Here is a 15,248-nt window from a genome sequence, read left to right as displayed (position 1 = left end):
GGCCGTCTGGCGGCGGACCGCGCCGAGTCGCGTCCTAGCGCCGGGCCTCGCGGCGGCGGGCGAGCACGACCCAGGCCGTCGCGACGAGCGCCGTGAGCACGGCGATCACGAGCCACATGACGCCGAGGCGCGCGCCGTAGTCGAAGGGCAGCACGGTGTCGTTCTTGGTGCCGCGGGCCTTCGCGATGATCTCGGGCACGACGACGATCGACAGGATCGCCCCCACGACGACGGCGGTCTGCACGATCGCGAGCACGGCCGGCCGGACGCGGCGCCCTGCACGGCGGACGACGAGCGAGACGCCGGCCACGAGCGGGGCGAGGATCGCGTCGTGCACGATCACCGAGCCGATCAGCCAGACGAGGAGTCCTCCGTAGCGGTTCGGACGCACCGTCTGGGTCAGCACGTAGCCGCCGAGCGCGATGAGCAGCACGCCGACGACGACCAGCACGGCGCGCGCGACGCGGACGCCGCGGCCCGTCGAGGCGGGCACGCCGGGGGCGGTCATCGGACGACCTCGATCGTGCTCAGCCACTTCGTCTGCAGCACCCCGGGCCGCCCGGGCGCGATGATCCGCGCCGGGTACCCGTGCTCGATGTCGAGCCGTTCGCCGTTCAGCTCGAGCGCGACGAGCGTCGCGGGGTCGGTGGCGTACTCGGGGCCCATGAGCATCACGCGGTAGCCTCCTCGCTCTTCGAGGCTCGTCATCTTCAGGCGGGCGTCCGCCGGCGCCCCGACGAGCGCCATGAGGTCGACGAGCCGCACGCCGCGCCACGACGCGGTCTGGCTCCACCCCTCGACGCACGAGATGGGGAGGCGCTCGTCGCCCTGCGTCATCCCCTCGAGGTCGGCCGCGGTGAACGCCCGCGACCGCGAGCCGTTCGACACCGTCAGCTGCCAGTCGGGGTCCATCGCGGTCTCGAGCACCTTCGCCGCGGCGGCCGTGCGGTTGATCGGGAGGTCGTTCGGGCCGAGGCCCGCCTGTCGCGGGCCGAAGGCGTTGAGCGGCGAGAGCACGGCGAACGACTGCCCCGCGGTGAGCGCGACGACGCCGCCGGTCGCGACGCCGATCGCGCCGAAGAAGCCGCGACGCGAGACGCGCACCCGGGCGGGCTCGCCGTCGCCCTCGCGGGCCGTGTCGATCCACCGGGCGACCCGGCCGACGAGGCCGCGGAGGCCCGGGGCCGGCGTCGAGGCCCGGGCAGCGGGCGCGGGGGCGGGCGCCTCAGGGGCGGGGCGTCGTCGGGACGCGACCCGCGCCTCCTGCCGGCCCCGGAGGGCGGCGAGCTCACGCGTCGCCGTGTGCTCGGCCCGCGCGGGGTCGAGCGCGCCGTCGGGCTCGACGAACACGCCGCGCTCGTCGTAGCTGTCGCGCGCTCGCCAGTACCGCGTGATGAGCGGCAGCTTGACGGCGATGTGCACCGCGAGCGAGCCGATGATGACGAACGACAGCGCGAAGTGCACCTGCTTGAACGGGAAGGGCCAGGGGTACCACTGGTACGTGTTGAGCAGTCCCGTGACGAGCTGCAGCAGCGACGACGCGACGAAGAGGGCGATGGAGGCGCGCTCCAGCAGCTGGACGGGGTGCCGCACCAACGGGTACTGGAAGAGCTGGGGGAAGACGGCCCACAGCTTGCCGAGCAGCAGGGGGATGCAGGCGATGCCCGCCGTGATGTGGACGCCCTGCGACACCTGGTAGAGCCAGGTCGGCCGGGTCGGGAAGCGCATCCAGGCGGCGGGCTCCTGGAGGAAGTGGCTGTAGAGGCCGGTCAGCAGGCAGACGACGAAGAGGGCGCCGAGCAGCCGGCCGAGCACCGTCGCGGTGCGCGCGTTCCGGGTCGGTGAGGAGACCGCCGTGCGGAGGGTGAAGAGCAGCTGTCTCATGGGTGCTTCGTCCTGATCGTGGTGCCGCGACGAGCCCTCTCGGGCGGCGTCGTCCAGACTGGTCGCGTGCGTACTCTATTCGCGGCCGTGGCCGTCGCCGGATTGGCGGTCTCGGTGGCCTGGGGCATCGCGAGCATCGGGTTCCTCGAGAAGGACCTGCGGGGCGACTACCTCGTCTGGACGGCCGTGTGCTGGGGCTTCTTCGCCCTCGCGGTGCTGCTGCTGCGCCGGGTGCCCGCCCGCGCCGTCACGGCGCTCGTGCTGGCCGGCACCGCGCTGGTCGGCGCCGCGGCCCTCACCGGCCCGCCGAACACGAGCACCGACCCGGCGCGCTACGCCTGGGACGGCATCGTGCAGGTCGACGGCACCTCCCCCTACGCCTACACGCCCGACGCGGGCGAGCTGCGCGACCTGCGGCCGGAGTGGATCTTCCCGCCCGCGGCCGACTTCACGCGCGACGACGGCACGATCGGGCAGCGCTGCAGTCGGCCCGACCGGCAGATCCACCGGGCGTACGACACCGAGACGGGCGACGTGGTCTGCACGGCGATCAACCGGCCCGAGGTGCCGACGATCTACCCGCCGGCCGCCGAGCTGTACTTCTGGGGCGTGCGCGCGGTCGTCGGACCCGACGCCGAGTTCTTCCCGCTGCAGCTGACCGGCGCGCTGCTCGTGCTCGGCACGACGATCGCGCTGCTCGTCACCCTCCGCCGCCGCGGGCTCGACCCGCGCTGGGCCGCCCTGTGGGGCTGGTGCCCGCTCGTCATGAGCGAGGGCGTCACCAACTCCCACGTCGACCTGCTCGGGGCGGTGCTCGTCGTCGCGGCGACCCTCTTCGTCGCGACCGGACAGCGCTGGCGGGGCGGCGTCGCGCTCGGGGCGGCGATCGCCACGAAGCTCATCCCCGTGATCGCGGCGCCGGCCCTGCTGCGCCGACAGCCGTGGAAGGTCGTCGTGGCGTCGATCGTCACATTCCTGCTGCTCTACGTGCCGTACGTGCTGTCGACCGGCCTCGGCGTGCTCGGCTACCTGCCGGGCTACCTCACGGAGGAGGGCTACGAGGACGGCAGCCGCTTCGTCTTCGCCTCGGCCTTCGTGCCCGAGGCCGTCGCCACGCCCGTCGTCGCCCTCGTGCTGCTCGTCACGGCCGTCGTCGTCTGGCGGCGCACGCCCCCGGCCGACCCGTGGCTCGGCCAGCTCGTCATGATCGGCGTGACGCTCGTCGCGGTGAGTCCGCGCTACCCCTGGTACGCCCTGCTGCTCGTGCCGTTCGTCGCGCTCACCGGACGGTGGGAGTGGCTCGCGATCCCCGTCGCCCTGCTCGTCCGGCAGCTGCAGCCCGGCATGGCCCTGCAGAAGTCGTCGCTCGCGGCGGCGGTGCTCGTCATCGTGCTCGCGTCGATCGTGCGGTCGGGGCCGGGGTGGCTCGACCGCCTCGCCGACGTCGTGCTCGACGAGGGAAGACGGATCCGGCAGCTGCCGGGGCGCGTGCGCGAGCTGCCGAGCTCCGTCCGACGACCACGGTCGACAACGGCCGCAGCCGCGGAGCGATAGGCCACACGTCACCGCATGTGCGGTGCTGCACGTAGGATCGAGGCATGCCCGAGACCTGGTACCGCGTGAGCGAGGCCGCCGCGCTGGTCGGCGTCTCGGACGACACGATCCGCCGCTGGGCCGACTCCGGCCGCCTCGACCTCGTCGCCGGCGCCGGGGGGCGTCTCGTGGTGGCCGGCGGCCAGCTCGCCCGGCTCGCCCGCGAGCAGGCCGACGCCGCGCGGGCCGCCGCCCCCGCGGCCGCGCACCGCGACGACTCGGGGGCCACGGTCTCCGAGCGCAACCGCTTCACCGGGGTCGTCACCGCGATCGTCCGCGACGCGGTCATGGCCCAGGTCGACGTGCAGGCCGGCCCGTTCCGCGTGGTGTCGCTGATCAGCCGCGAGGCCGCCGACGAGCTCGGGCTCGAGATCGGCAGCCCGGTCGTGGCGAGCGCCAAGGCGACGAACGTCAGCGTGACGCTCGGTCGGCTCGGCGAGGCCGGACCGACCACCACCGGCACGGGCACCGGCACCGGCACCACCACCGACACCGACACCGAGGACGACCGATGACGACCCTGCGCCGCACCCGCGCCTCCTCCTCCCGCACCGCCCTGACCGCGCTCGGGGCGGTCGCGGCGCTGACGCTGGCCGCGTGCTCGTCGAGCGGCGCCGGCGACGACGCGACCGCCGACGGCACGGTGGGCGCGAGCGCCACGCCGGGCCTCACCGGCGAGATCACCGTGCTCGCGGCCGCGTCGCTGACCGAGACCTTCGACGCCCTGGCGGCCGACTTCGAGGCCGCGAACCCCGGCACGACGGTCACCCTCAGCTACGGCGGCAGCTCCGCGCTCGCCCAGCAGATCACCGCGGGCTCCCCCGTCGACGACTTCTTCAGCGCCAGCGCCGCGACGATGACGACCGTGACCGACGCCGGGCTCGTCGAGGGCGAGCCCGCCACGTTCGCGCGCAACCGCCTCGAGATCGCGGTGCCGCCGGGCAACCCCGCCGACGTCGCCTCGCTCGCCGATCTCGCCTCGCCCGACGTCACCGTCGCGCTCTGCGCCGCCGAGGTGCCGTGCGGCGCGCTCGCGACGACCGTGCTCGACGCCGCGGGCGTCAGCGTGACGCCCGCGACCCTCGAGCCCGACGTGAAGAGCGCCCTGACCAAGGTCGAGCTCGGCGAGGTCGACGCCGCCCTCGTCTACCGGACCGACGTCGAGGCCGCGGGCGACGCGGTCGAGGGCGTGGAGGTCGGCGACGACTCCACCCCGACGACGTCGTACCTCGCGGGCCGACTCGTCGACGCGCCGAACCCGGCGCTCGCCGACGCCTTCCTGCAGCACGTGCTGTCGTCGACCGGCCAGGACGCCCTCGCCGCCGCCGGCTTCACGGTCGGCTGAGCACGCCGTGGCCCGGACCCGCGCCCCGGGCGACACCCGTCTGCCCGTCGCCGTGCTCGTGCCGGCGCTGCTCGGGCTGGCCCTCCTCGTGCTGCCCGCGGTCGCGCTCCTCGCCCGGGCCCCGTGGACCACGCTCGCGCCGCGGCTCGCCAGCGAGACCGTGGTGGAGGCGCTGCGGGTCTCGGTGACGAGCGCGGTGCTGGCGACCGTCGCGAGCCTCCTGCTGGGGGTCCCCCTCGCGTGGCTGCTGACGGCCAGCGACGCCTGGCCGGCCCCGGCACGGCGCCTGCTGCGCGCCGTCGTCACCGTGCCGCTCGTGCTGCCGCCCGTCGTCGGCGGCATCGCCCTGCTCTACCTGCTCGGTCGCACGGGACTGCTCGGACGCCCGCTCGACGCGGCGTTCGGCGTGACGATCCCGTTCACGCTCGCGGCGGTCGTGATCGCGCAGACGTTCGTGGCCATGCCGTTCCTCGTGCTGAGCGTCGAGGGCGCGCTGCGCGGCGTCGACCGCGGGCTCGAGGGCGCCGCAGCCTCGCTCGGGGCGTCGCGCTGGTACACCTTCCGCCGGGTCACGGTGCCGCTGGTGGCACCGGGCGTGACGGCGGGGGCCGTGCTCTGCTTCGCGCGGGCCCTCGGCGAGTTCGGCGCCACGATCACCTTCGCCGGCACCTTCCCCGGACGCACCCAGACCCTGCCGACGAGCGTCTACCTGGCCCAGCAGAGCGACCCCGAGAGCGCGGTCGCCGTCTCGCTCGTGCTGCTCGCGGTCGGCGTGGGGGTGCTGCTGCTGCTGCGCGACCGGTGGCTGACGACGGGGGTGCGGTGAGCGGGGGGTCGGCCGGCGGCGGGTCTGCCGGGCTCGTCGCCCGGCTGCGACTCGTCCGCGGCGGCTTCGCGGTCGCGCTCGACCTCGAGGTCGCCCGGGGAGAGGTCGTCGCCCTGCTCGGGCCGAACGGCGCGGGGAAGTCGACCGTGCTGTCGGCGCTCGCCGGCCTGCTGCCGGCGGGGTCGTCGACCGTGGTCCTCGACGGCGAGGTGCTCGACTCGGGCTCGGCGTCCGCCCCGGACGGCGTGCGGGACGGCCGACCGAACGGTCGCCGGGTCGTGCACGTCCCCGCGCGCTCTCGGCGTGTCGGCACCGTCTTCCAGGACTACCGGCTCTTCCCCCACCTCTCGGCTCTCGAGAACGTCGCCTTCGGCCTCCGCGCCCGGGGCGTCCCGGCGACCGACGCCCGGTCGCGGGCCCGGGCCGAGCTCGCCCGCGTCGGCCTCGCCGAGCACGCCGGGCGGACGCCGGGAGCCCTCTCGGGGGGCCAGGCACAGCGCGTGGCGGTGGCGCGGGCGCTGGCTCCCGACCCGTGCCTCCTGCTGCTCGACGAGCCGCTCGCGGCGCTCGACGCCGAGTCGCGGGTGCTGCTGCGCTCGGCGCTCGGCGACGTGCTGCGCGACGTGTCGGCCGCGACCGTGCTCGTGACGCACGACCCCGTCGACGCCGTCGCCCTGGCCGACCGGGTCGTCGTCCTCGAGGACGGCGTCGAGGTGCAGCACGGGACCCCGACCGCCGTGCTCACCGATCCCCACACGCCGTACGTGGCGTCGTTGACCGGAGCGACGCTCTGGCGGCCGACCTGGGCGCGGGGCGACGGCGGCGGGGCCGGCTCGTCGGCCGGGCTGCCCGGCGGGCTCGTCGTCCGGTCGGCCCTGCCGGCGGCGCCCGGGCCGTCGCGGGTGTCGTTCCCGGTCGAGGCCGTCTCGCTCGTCGACCTCGACGGAGCGGCCCTCACCTCGTCGTCCGCCCCGTCGACCCCGACGCCCGCCGCGACGACCGAGATGCCGTCGGGAGGCGCGTCCCCCTCCCCCGTCCCGGCTCACGTCGTGCGCGTCGAGCAGCGCCTCTCGCGCCTGGCCGTGACCGTCGTCACCGACGAGGGGGCCCTGTCCGCCACCGCGGAGCTCCCCCTCGCGACCGCCGCCGCCGCACGGCTCCGCCTCGGGGCGCGGGTGGGGCTGCAGCTCGACCCGGCGCGCGTCACGATCGCCTGAGCGGGCCGGATCGCGCCCGAGCCGCCACGTCGCGGTCTCGGTGCGCGGGGCGCGGGGCGCGGGGCGCGGGGCGCGGGACGAGGCGGCGCGGCATCACCATGAACTCCGACACGGCCGAGACGTCGACGGAACGCAGGCGCAGGCGCAGGCGCACGGCGACGAGCACCGGCGCAGGGTGACGGGCGCGCTCTCGCGCTGTCTCGCCGCCAGGCGGAACGGAGCCCCCGGCACACCCGCTGCATCGGGGCGGAGGATTCGCCCGGGGGCGAAATGTGCTGACCGAGTCGCAGCGTCCTGGCGGGCCGAGGTGGTGCGAGCCCGGCGGCGAGATCGCCCGAGCCCAGCCCGTGACACCAGCGCCGCGCGCCGTCGTCGCCTACGCTCGACGGATGACGATCTCGCTCGGCCTCCCCACGATCCCGCGGCGCCTCGCCGAGGGCGAGACGGCCGCCGCGGGCTCGGCCCTCCCGCCCCGGCCCGCGTCCGACGCCGCCCCCGGGCTGCTCGACCGCTTCGGCCGGACGGCGACCGACCTGCGGGTCTCGCTGACCGACCGCTGCAACCTCCGCTGCACCTACTGCATGCCGGCCGACGGCCTGCCCTGGCTCCCGAAGGACCAAGCCCTCAGCGCCGACGAGATCGTCCGTCTCGTGAGCATCGGGGTCCGCGAGCTCGGCGTCCGCCAGGTGCGCTTCACCGGGGGCGAGCCGCTCCTGCGGGCCGACCTCGTCGACATCGTCCGACGCGTCGCCGCCCTCGACCCGCGGCCCGACATCTCCCTCACCACCAACGCCATCGGGCTCGCCCAGCGCGCCCGGGCGCTCGCCGACGCCGGGCTCGACCGCATCAACGTCTCGCTCGACTCGCTGCACGCCGAGACGTTCGCGACGCTGACCCGTCGCCCGTTCCTCGACAAGGTGCTCGCCGGCGTCGACGCCGCCGCCGAGGCCGGGCTCACCCCGATCAAGATCAACGCCGTGCTGCTGCCCGGCGTGAACGACCACGAGGCGGCCGACCTGCTGGCCTGGTCGCTGGAACGCGGCCACGAGCTGCGCTTCATCGAGCAGATGCCCCTCGACGCCGACCGGACCTGGCACCGCGCCTCCTTCGTGACGGCTGACGACATCCGCGGCCGCCTGGCCGAGCGCTTCGTGCTCAGCCCGCACGCCGCCCCGCGCGACGGCGCCCCCGCCGAGCGCTTCGACGCGGTCGGCCTCGGGACCGAGGCCCACCTGCACGGCACCGTCGGCATCATCGCCTCGGTCAGCGAGCCGTTCTGCGGCGACTGCCGCCGCACCCGCCTCACCGCGGAGGGCGGCGTGCGCAGCTGCCTGTTCGGCGACGCCGAGACGGGCCTCCGCGACCCGATGCGCGCGGGAGCCGACGACGTCGCGCTCGCCGACCTGTGGCGCGGGGCGATGTGGGCGAAGCCGGCCTCGCACGGCATCGACCGCGACGACTTCGTCCAGCCGCTCCGCAGCATGAGCGCGATCGGCGGCTGACCGTGAGCGCCCTGACCCCCACCCCGAACCCGACCTCGGCTGCGACCCGCGCCACCCTCCGGTTCTTCGCGGCCGCCCGCGCCGCCGTCGGCCACGACGAGCAGGTCGTCGAGGTGCCCGCGGGCGAGACCCCCACGGTCGGGCGACTCCTCCTGGCGGTCCGGCCCGCCGAGGGCACGTCGGCCGCCGACTGGCGCGACGTTCTGCTGCGCTGCTCGTTCCTCGTCGACGGCGTGACGACGCGCGACCGCGAGCAACTCGTGGCCGACGGCGACGTCGTCGACGTCATGCCGCCCTTCGCCGGCGGCTGAGCCCGCACCGACGACACGGCCCGGCCCGGGGTCGGAGGCCGAGCCCGCCCCGTCCGGCCCGGCCCGGTCGGCCCGCGACCTACGACCGGGGCGTCCCCGCCGCCCGGTCCGTCGCCCGGCCCGCCGATCGCAGCTCCCACCCGAGCATGCCGCCGTCGAGCACCGCCACGTCGAAGCCGTCGGCGACGAGCAGGTCGGCCGCCGCCCGCGCCCGGGGCCCCCGTGCGCAGTAGGCGATGACGGGCACGGCCGGGTCGAGCTCGGGACGCTGCCTCGTGCGCAGCCCGTAGCCCGGCGCGAGGACGTCGCCCGGCAGGTGCGCGAACGCGTGCTCGTCGGGCTCCCGCACGTCGAGCAGGGTGAACGCGGCCTCGCCCGCGTCGCGCGCGGCCAGCAGCTCGGCGAGGTCGTCGGCGGAGACGTCGGGGCTGCGCGTGCCCTCGGGCGCCGGAGGCGCGCCCCGGCCCCCCGAGGACGCGACCGCCCCGCTCGGCTCGACCCGCGCCTCCGCGTCGGCCTCTGCGTCGTGCCCCGGGTCGAGCCCGGCCCGGCGGGCGGCGTTCGACGAAGCCCGCGCCGCGGCCCGGTGCGGCGCCCGGCGCAGGCGGCTCTCGCGCCACGACCCCGCGGAGGCGTCGATCGTGACGACGCGGCCGAGCAGGGGCTCGCCGACGCCGGTGATCAGCTTCACCGCCTCGGAGGCCATGACCGAGCCGACCGTGCCGCAGAGCGGGCCGAGCACGCCCACGTCGGCGCACGACTCGTCCCAGCCGCCGGCCGGGGCGGAGGGGTGCAGGTCGCGGTAGTCGACCGCGCGGTCGTCGGGGGCGTCGTCCCAGAACGCGCTGACCTGGCCGTCGTAGCGCGAGACGCTGCCCCACACGACGGGCAGCCCGCGGGCGGCGGCCTCGTCGGCCACGACGTAGCAGGTGTCGAACGAGTCGCTGCCGTCGACGACGAGGTCGTACCCGTCGAGGATCGACGCCGTCTCGGCCGTCAGGCGCAGGGCGTGGACGACGACGGTCGTGTCGGGCGCCGTCGCGCGCACCCGCTCGGCGGCGACCCGCGCCTTGGGCAGCCCGACGTCGTGAGGTCCGTACAGCACCTGACGCTGTAGGTTCGAGCGGTCGACGACGTCGTCGTCGACGACTCCCAGGGTCCCCACACCGGACGCTGCGAGATAGTTGACGACCGGTGCGCCCAGCCCGCCGGCCCCGACGACGAGCACCCGCGCCGCCATCAGGCGGGCCTGGGCGTCCAGCCCGAACCCGGGCAGGCGCACGCTGCGCGACCACCGCTCGTCGGCCTCCGTCGACGTGCCGCCCGGCGCGCGACGCCCGGCACCGACAGACGAGACGAGAGGGGGCAGTGACGACATGGCAGACCTCCGAGGACGGGCCGCGGGCTCCACGACCCCGACCACTGTAACCGCGACCCCCGACGTCGCCGGCGACCCCGCCGCCCGCCGGGACCCGGCCCCGCGCGGCGACGCGGGCGACGGCGCGACGCGACCTCCGCGCTCGGCCGGCGCGCGCCTCCTGCGCTCCCGTCACGCCGACGCCGTGCTGATCGGGCTGCTCGGCACGATCGTCTCGGGCGCCTTCCTCTGGGTGCCGTCGGTCTGGTACGACGAGGCCGCCACGGTGGTCTCGGCGACCCGCACCTGGGGCCAGCTCTGGGCCATGATCCACACCGTCGACCTCGTGCACGCCGCGTACTACGCCGCGATGCACCTCTGGTTCGACGTCTTCCCGTACTCGCCGGTCTCGCTGCGCGTGCCGAGCGCGATCGTCACGGGCGTCGCGGCCGGTCTCACGGTGGCCCTCACGCGGATCCTCGTCGACCGGCGCACCGCGGTCGTCGCCGGCCTGCTCTTCGTGCTGCTGCCGCGGGTGACGTGGATGGGCGGCGAGGGCCGCTCGTACGCCCTCTCGGCCATGCTCGCCGTCGGCCTCACGCTCGTGCTCGTCGTCGCCGCGCGGCGCACCTCGGAGGCGGGCGTGGCCCGGACGCACCGCTCGGTCGTCGGGTGGTGGGTGGCGTACGCCGTGCTCGCCGTCGTCTCGGCCGCGTTCTTCCTCTACCTCGCGCTGCTCGTCGTCGGGCACGCCGTCACCATGCTCGTGCGGGTGCTGCGCGACCACCGCGACCGCCGGGCCGAGGAGGCTCGGGTCGACGAGTGGGCCCGCACCGGTTCGATCGCGGTGCCGAGCCCGAGCGTCCGGTCCTCCCGCCGGGCCCTCGTCGGCTGGTTCGCCGGGGCGGCGGTCGCGGGGCTCGCGAGCCTGCCCCTCGCCTGGTTCATCGCCGGCCAGAACGGCCAGGTCAGCTGGATCGAGCGCCCGACCTTCGGCACGCTGCGGAGCGTGCTCGTGACGCAGTGGTTCTACCAGGACGAGAACTTCGCGGTCTTCGCCCTGCTGCTGCTCGGCGCCACGGTCGTCGTGCTGACCCTGCGGCTCGCCCCGGCCGCCCGGGGCCTCGCCGAGGTCGTGCTGCCCTGGATGCTCGTGCCGACGATCGGCCTCATCGCCGTCTCGCTCGTCGCCTCGCCGCTCTACTCGCCGCGCTACCTCACCTTCGGCACCCCGGCGGTCGCGATGACGATGGCCGTCGCCGTGGCCGCGATCCCGTGGCGACGGGTGATCGCGCTCGTGCTGCTCGTCGCGGTCGTGCTGACGGCCCCGGGCTACGTCGCCCAGCGCCAGCCCGAGGCGAAGGACAAGGCCGCGTGGGACCAGGTCGCCGCGCTCGTCGCCCGCGAGCGGGCCACGGAGCCCGCCGGCACCGAGGAGGGCATCGTGTACGGCCCGGTGCGACGGCACCCGAAGGCCACCTCGCGCATCATCCAGGACACCTACCCCGACGCCTTCGTGGGCATGTCCGACTTCACCCTCGAGACGCCCGGCGCCGAGACCGACGGCCTGTGGGAGACCCAGCACGACCTCGGCGACGTGCTCGACCGCACGGCCGACCTCGACGTCGTCTGGCTCGTCACGAGCGACAAGCAGGACTGGCGGCCCCGCGTCACGGAGGAGCTCGGGTCGGTCGGCTTCCACCTCGACCAGGAGTGGGGCCTGACGCGCACGAACGTGCTGCGCTACGTGCGCTGAGCCGCGCGGCGGGCGTCAGTCGGCGACGACGCGGGCGCCGTGCACCGGGCCGGTGGCCCGCACGACGGTGAGCCGCGCCGCGCTGAGCGCGATCTGAAGCTCGAGCGCGCCGTCGAGGTCCGGCGCGAGGAACGCGACGGTCGGTCCCGACCCCGAGACGATTCCGGCGAGGGCGCCGTTGCGCTCGCCCAGCTCGATGACGTCGCCGAGCCCCGGCTCGAGGTGCAGCGCCGGGGCCTGCAGGTCGTTGTGCACGGCCTCGGCGAGCATGCCCGGGTCGCCGGCCCGCAGCGCCTGCAGCACGGCCGTGTCGACCACGGGCTGACGCACCGGCGAGATGTCGCCGTGGTGGCGCCTCCGGTGCTCGTCGAGCTCGCGGTACACCGTCGGCGTCGAGAGGCCGAAGTCGGCGAGGGCGAGCACCCACTGGAAGTGCCCCTTCGCCAGCGCGGGGCTCAGCTCGTCGCCGCGGCCGGTGCCGACGGCCGTGCCGCCGGCGAAGGCGAAGGGCACGTCGGCCCCGAGCTCGGCCGAGAGGTGCAGCAGGTCGTCGCGGCTCAGCCCGGTCTGCCAGAGGGCGTCGCACGCGAGCAGCGTGGCCGCGGCGTCCGCCGAGCCGCCGCCCATGCCGCCGGCGACGGGCACGGCCTTGTCGATGTGCAGGTCGACGCCGCCGCGGTACCCGGTGGTGGACGCGAGGAGGCGCGCGGCCCGCACCGCGAGGTTGGTGCCGTCGGTCGGCACCCCGGCCACGTCGACCCCGGGGCCGCCGGTGACCCGCACCGAGAAGCCGTCGGCGTGGCGGGCGCGCACGTCCTCGTAGAGGGAGACGGCCTGGTAGGCCGTCGCGAGCTCGTGGTAGCCGTCGTCGTGGAGGTCGCCCACGGCGAGGAAGACGTTGATCTTGCCCGGAGCGCGGGTGTGCACCACGGTCGGGGCGGTCGACGACGTCATGACGACCAACCTAGTCAGTTCTGTCGGTCGGTCATGACGCCGAACGCCGCCGTCAGCCGCTCCCGGACGGGCTCCACCCGCTCGGGCAGCCGGAGGCGCCCGTGGGTGAGGCTGACGGCGCACTTGCCGCCCCCGCCGGGGCTCACCCGCAGCTGCAGCGAGTCGCCGTGCTCGAGCGTCCAGCGGGCCGTGGGGTGCGCCGCCGACCGGCTCGTCGACTCGGGCGGCCCGCCCGCGTAGGCCGCGAAGCGCACGACGCCGAGCTCGAGCAGCTCGAGCGGCTCGCCGCGCAGGCTGCGGCTGACCGACACCTCGAACGTCCCGTCGGGCTGCTGCCCCGGCAGGCGCATGCCGCGCGCCTGCTCGTACCGCACCGTGATGCTCTGGGCCCACCACGCGGCCACCTCGAACTCGTCGACGAGGAGGCGCGCGATCTGCGCGTGGGACCGCTCGCGGGCGCCCGCCCCGTCGAGCAGGGCGAACCACTGCTCGGCGCTCCGTCCCGTGCCCGAGGCGAGCCGCGCGTCGCTGACGGTCTGGTCGGTCCGGCGCACGCCAGCGGCCCGGGAGGACGCCCCGCCCGACGCCCCGCCCGAGGCGCCCGGCCGTCCACCCCGCGGCGTCACGGCAGCCGCCTCAGTCGCCCGTCGGGCCGTCGCCGGACTCGACGTCGGGCGTCCAGGCCGCTCCCCCGCGCGGGGCGACGCCGCGATCGGCGAGCCCGCTCGCGCGGACCACGGCGAGGAAGTCGTCGACAGTGAGCTGCTCGCCCCGCTCGGTGGGCTCGAGCCCGCCGGCGACGAGCGCCTCCGAGGCGGCGGCCGACGAGCCGTAGACGCTCGACAGCGACTGCCGCAGCATCTTGCGGCGCTGCTGGAAGGCGGCGTCGACCAGGGCGAAGACCGCGAGGCGCTCGGCCTCGGTGCCCCGCGCCTCCGTCCGGTCGAAGGCGACCAGGATGCTGTCGACGTTCGGCACCGGCCAGAAGACCTGGCGGCTGACCTGGCCCGCGGTCGAGAACTCGCCGTACCAGGCGGCCTTGATGCTCGGGGCCCCGTAGACCTTCGAGCCGGGCTCGGCGGCGAGGCGCAGGCCCACCTCGGCCTGCACCATGACGAGGCCGCGCCGCAGCGTCGGGAAGTGCTCGAGGAAGTGCAGCAGCACCGGCACGCTGATGTTGTAGGGCAGGTTCGCGACGAGGTGGGTGGGCTCGCTCGGCAGCTGCACCACCCGCATCGCGTCGTCGACGATGACCGACAGGTCGGCCGCGGGCTGCAGCAGCCCGACGGTCTTCGGCAGCTGCTCGGCGAGGCGCTTGTCGATCTCGACGGCGACGACCTCGGCGCCCGCCTCGAGCAGGCCCAGGGTGAGCGAGCCGAGGCCCGGGCCGATCTCGACGACGCTCATGCCCGCGCCGACGCCGGAGGCGGCGACGATGCGCCGCACGGTGTTGGCGTCGTGGACGAAGTTCTGGCCGAGCTTCTTGGTCGGCTGGATGCCGAGCAGGTCGGCGAGGTCGCGGATCTCGGCGGGGCCGAGCAGGGTGGCGCGCGGCATCAGCCCTCGACCGTCACGGGCTCGTCGGTCCACGAGCCGTAGACCAGCTCGGTGGTCGACGAGATCTGGGCGGCGAGCATCGAGACGTCGGTGCCGATCGTCTCGGCCATCGACCGCAGGGTGTGCGGCACGAGGTACGGCGCGTTCGGGCGGCCCCGGTACGGCACCGGTGTGAGGTACGGCGCATCGGTCTCGACCATGACGAGGTGCCGGGGCAGCTGCACGAGCGCGTCGCGGAGCGGCTGGGCGTTCTTGAACGTCACCGTGCCGGCGAAGGAGGCGTACCAGCCGTTCTCGGCGAGGATCGACGCGAGCTCGGGGCCGCCGCTGAAGCAGTGGAACACCGTCTTCTCGGGGGCGCCGACCTCGAGCAGCGTGTCGACGACCTCGTCGTGCGCGTCGCGGTCGTGGATCTGGAGCGCGAGGCCGTGCTTCTTCGCGATCTCGATGTGTGCGATGAACGACTCGCGCTGGGCGTCGCGTCCCTCGGGCCCGGTGCGGAAGAAGTCGAGGCCCGTCTCGCCGACGGCCCGGACGCGCGGTCGCGACGCCAGCTCGTCGATCTCGGCGAGGGCGTCGGCCAGCTCGCCGCGGGCGGCCAGGGCGGGCGCCTCGTTGGGGTGCAGCGCGACGGCGGCGAGCACCCGCGGCTCGCGGGCCGCGATCTCGGCCGACCAGCGCGAGGTCTCGAGGTCGGTGCCGACCTGCACGACCCCGCGCACGCCGACGCTCGAGGCGCGGTCGAGGTGCTCGCGGTAGTCGAGCGAGTTCTCGCCGTCGGCGATCTCGAGGTGCGTGTGGTTGTCGTAGACCGGCACGACGAGCGCCTGCGGGCTCGGCGGGTACGTCAGGTCGCGGGTCTGGCCCCCGGACTCGGTGGAGGCGCGGTGCCGGACGTGCACCGACGTCGCCTCGGTTCCCGTCCCGTCCGTGCCCCGCCCGCCCG

At 75.6% G+C, this 15,248-nt stretch carries 15 protein-coding genes; 8 read left to right on the top strand and 7 right to left on the bottom strand.

Going from position 1 to position 15,248, the window contains the following annotated elements:
- Window positions 1-34: 34 nt before the first annotated feature.
- On the bottom strand, window positions 35-508 hold the full coding sequence (locus EDF38_RS11040; RefSeq protein WP_123355465.1) for a hypothetical protein: 474 nt from the start codon (window positions 506-508) through the stop codon (window positions 35-37).
- Complete coding sequence (locus tag EDF38_RS11035) at window positions 505-1,884, bottom strand: molybdopterin-dependent oxidoreductase (RefSeq protein ID WP_123355464.1); 1,380 nt, start codon at window positions 1,882-1,884, stop codon at window positions 505-507. The genes EDF38_RS11040 and EDF38_RS11035 overlap by 4 nt, the downstream gene beginning before the upstream one ends.
- A gap of 66 nt (window positions 1,885-1,950) precedes the next feature.
- Here EDF38_RS11035 and EDF38_RS11030 point away from each other — a divergent pair, with 66 nt between their 5' ends.
- From EDF38_RS11030 to EDF38_RS10995, 7 genes are all read left to right on the top strand, one after another.
- The gene (locus EDF38_RS11030; RefSeq protein ID WP_123355463.1) at window positions 1,951-3,438 is read left to right on the top strand and encodes a glycosyltransferase 87 family protein; all 1,488 of its coding nucleotides are present in this window, start codon (window positions 1,951-1,953) and stop codon (window positions 3,436-3,438) included.
- 44 nt (window positions 3,439-3,482) lie between these two features.
- Window positions 3,483-3,992, top strand: coding sequence for a molybdopterin-binding protein (locus tag EDF38_RS11025; RefSeq protein ID WP_123355462.1), 510 nt, complete (start codon window positions 3,483-3,485; stop codon window positions 3,990-3,992).
- A complete protein-coding gene (modA, locus tag EDF38_RS11020; protein ID WP_123355461.1) occupies window positions 3,989-4,822 on the top strand; it encodes a molybdate ABC transporter substrate-binding protein in 834 nt (277 codons plus the stop codon). Before EDF38_RS11025 ends, modA begins: the two co-directional genes overlap by 4 nt.
- A gap of 7 nt (window positions 4,823-4,829) precedes the next feature.
- Entirely contained in the window at window positions 4,830-5,648 is an 819-nt protein-coding gene (locus tag EDF38_RS11015; protein WP_199734700.1) for an ABC transporter permease, read from the top strand.
- A complete protein-coding gene (locus EDF38_RS11010; protein WP_123355460.1) occupies window positions 5,645-6,865 on the top strand; it encodes an ABC transporter ATP-binding protein in 1,221 nt (406 codons plus the stop codon). Before EDF38_RS11015 ends, EDF38_RS11010 begins: the two co-directional genes overlap by 4 nt.
- A 389-nt stretch (window positions 6,866-7,254) precedes the next feature.
- Entirely contained in the window at window positions 7,255-8,367 is a 1,113-nt protein-coding gene (gene moaA / locus EDF38_RS11000; RefSeq protein WP_123355458.1) for a GTP 3',8-cyclase MoaA, read from the top strand.
- Window positions 8,368-8,369: 2 nt separating this feature from the next.
- Entirely contained in the window at window positions 8,370-8,678 is a 309-nt protein-coding gene (locus EDF38_RS10995) for a MoaD/ThiS family protein (RefSeq protein WP_233572394.1), read from the top strand.
- Between the two features lie 79 nt (window positions 8,679-8,757).
- Here EDF38_RS10995 and EDF38_RS10990 read toward each other — a convergent pair whose 3' ends face one another.
- Window positions 8,758-10,056, bottom strand: coding sequence for a ThiF family adenylyltransferase (locus tag EDF38_RS10990; protein ID WP_123355457.1), 1,299 nt, complete (start codon window positions 10,054-10,056; stop codon window positions 8,758-8,760).
- Here EDF38_RS10990 and EDF38_RS15925 point away from each other — a divergent pair.
- Window positions 10,055-11,791, top strand: coding sequence for a hypothetical protein (locus EDF38_RS15925; RefSeq protein ID WP_158613360.1), 1,737 nt, complete (start codon window positions 10,055-10,057; stop codon window positions 11,789-11,791). The two genes, EDF38_RS10990 and EDF38_RS15925, sit on opposite strands and share 2 nt — an antisense overlap.
- A 15-nt stretch (window positions 11,792-11,806) precedes the next feature.
- Here EDF38_RS15925 and EDF38_RS10980 read toward each other — a convergent pair whose 3' ends face one another.
- The 4 genes from EDF38_RS10980 to EDF38_RS10965 form a co-directional block, all read right to left on the bottom strand.
- The gene (locus tag EDF38_RS10980) at window positions 11,807-12,745 is read right to left on the bottom strand and encodes a 4-(cytidine 5'-diphospho)-2-C-methyl-D-erythritol kinase (RefSeq protein WP_123355456.1); all 939 of its coding nucleotides are present in this window, start codon (window positions 12,743-12,745) and stop codon (window positions 11,807-11,809) included.
- Between the two features lie 14 nt (window positions 12,746-12,759).
- Window positions 12,760-13,299, bottom strand: a complete 540-nt coding sequence (locus EDF38_RS10975) for a hypothetical protein (protein ID WP_123355455.1) — start codon at window positions 13,297-13,299, stop codon at window positions 12,760-12,762.
- 82 nt (window positions 13,300-13,381) lie between these two features.
- Complete coding sequence (gene rsmA / locus EDF38_RS10970; protein ID WP_123355454.1) at window positions 13,382-14,302, bottom strand: 16S rRNA (adenine(1518)-N(6)/adenine(1519)-N(6))-dimethyltransferase RsmA; 921 nt, start codon at window positions 14,300-14,302, stop codon at window positions 13,382-13,384.
- Window positions 14,302-15,204: a TatD family hydrolase gene (locus EDF38_RS10965; protein WP_123355966.1), complete on the bottom strand. Its 903-nt coding sequence runs from the start codon at window positions 15,202-15,204 to the stop codon at window positions 14,302-14,304. Before EDF38_RS10965 ends, rsmA begins: the two co-directional genes overlap by 1 nt.
- Between the last annotated feature and the right edge of the window lie 44 nt (window positions 15,205-15,248).

This window comes from Frigoribacterium sp. PhB160 (assembly GCF_003751785.1).
In the GTDB taxonomy this organism is placed as follows: Bacteria; Actinomycetota; Actinomycetes; order Actinomycetales; family Microbacteriaceae; genus Frigoribacterium.
Note: the sequence above shows the minus strand (reverse complement) of the source record. Positions and strands in the feature narration are given on the sequence as shown.

Coding starts and splice junctions, on each gene's coding strand:
- EDF38_RS11040 (WP_123355465.1), bottom strand. CDS start 508: ATGACCGCCCCCGGCGTGCCCGCCTCGACGGGCCGCGGCGTCCGCGTC.
- EDF38_RS11035 (WP_123355464.1), bottom strand. CDS start 1,884: ATGAGACAGCTGCTCTTCACCCTCCGCACGGCGGTCTCCTCACCGACC.
- EDF38_RS11025 (WP_123355462.1), top strand. CDS start 3,483: ATGCCCGAGACCTGGTACCGCGTGAGCGAGGCCGCCGCGCTGGTCGGC.
- modA (WP_123355461.1), top strand. CDS start 3,989: ATGACGACCCTGCGCCGCACCCGCGCCTCCTCCTCCCGCACCGCCCTG.
- moaA (WP_123355458.1), top strand. CDS start 7,255: ATGACGATCTCGCTCGGCCTCCCCACGATCCCGCGGCGCCTCGCCGAG.
- EDF38_RS15925 (WP_158613360.1), top strand. CDS start 10,055: ATGGCAGACCTCCGAGGACGGGCCGCGGGCTCCACGACCCCGACCACT.
- EDF38_RS10990 (WP_123355457.1), bottom strand. CDS start 10,056: ATGTCGTCACTGCCCCCTCTCGTCTCGTCTGTCGGTGCCGGGCGTCGC.
- EDF38_RS10980 (WP_123355456.1), bottom strand. CDS start 12,745: ATGACGTCGTCGACCGCCCCGACCGTGGTGCACACCCGCGCTCCGGGC.
- rsmA (WP_123355454.1), bottom strand. CDS start 14,302: ATGCCGCGCGCCACCCTGCTCGGCCCCGCCGAGATCCGCGACCTCGCC.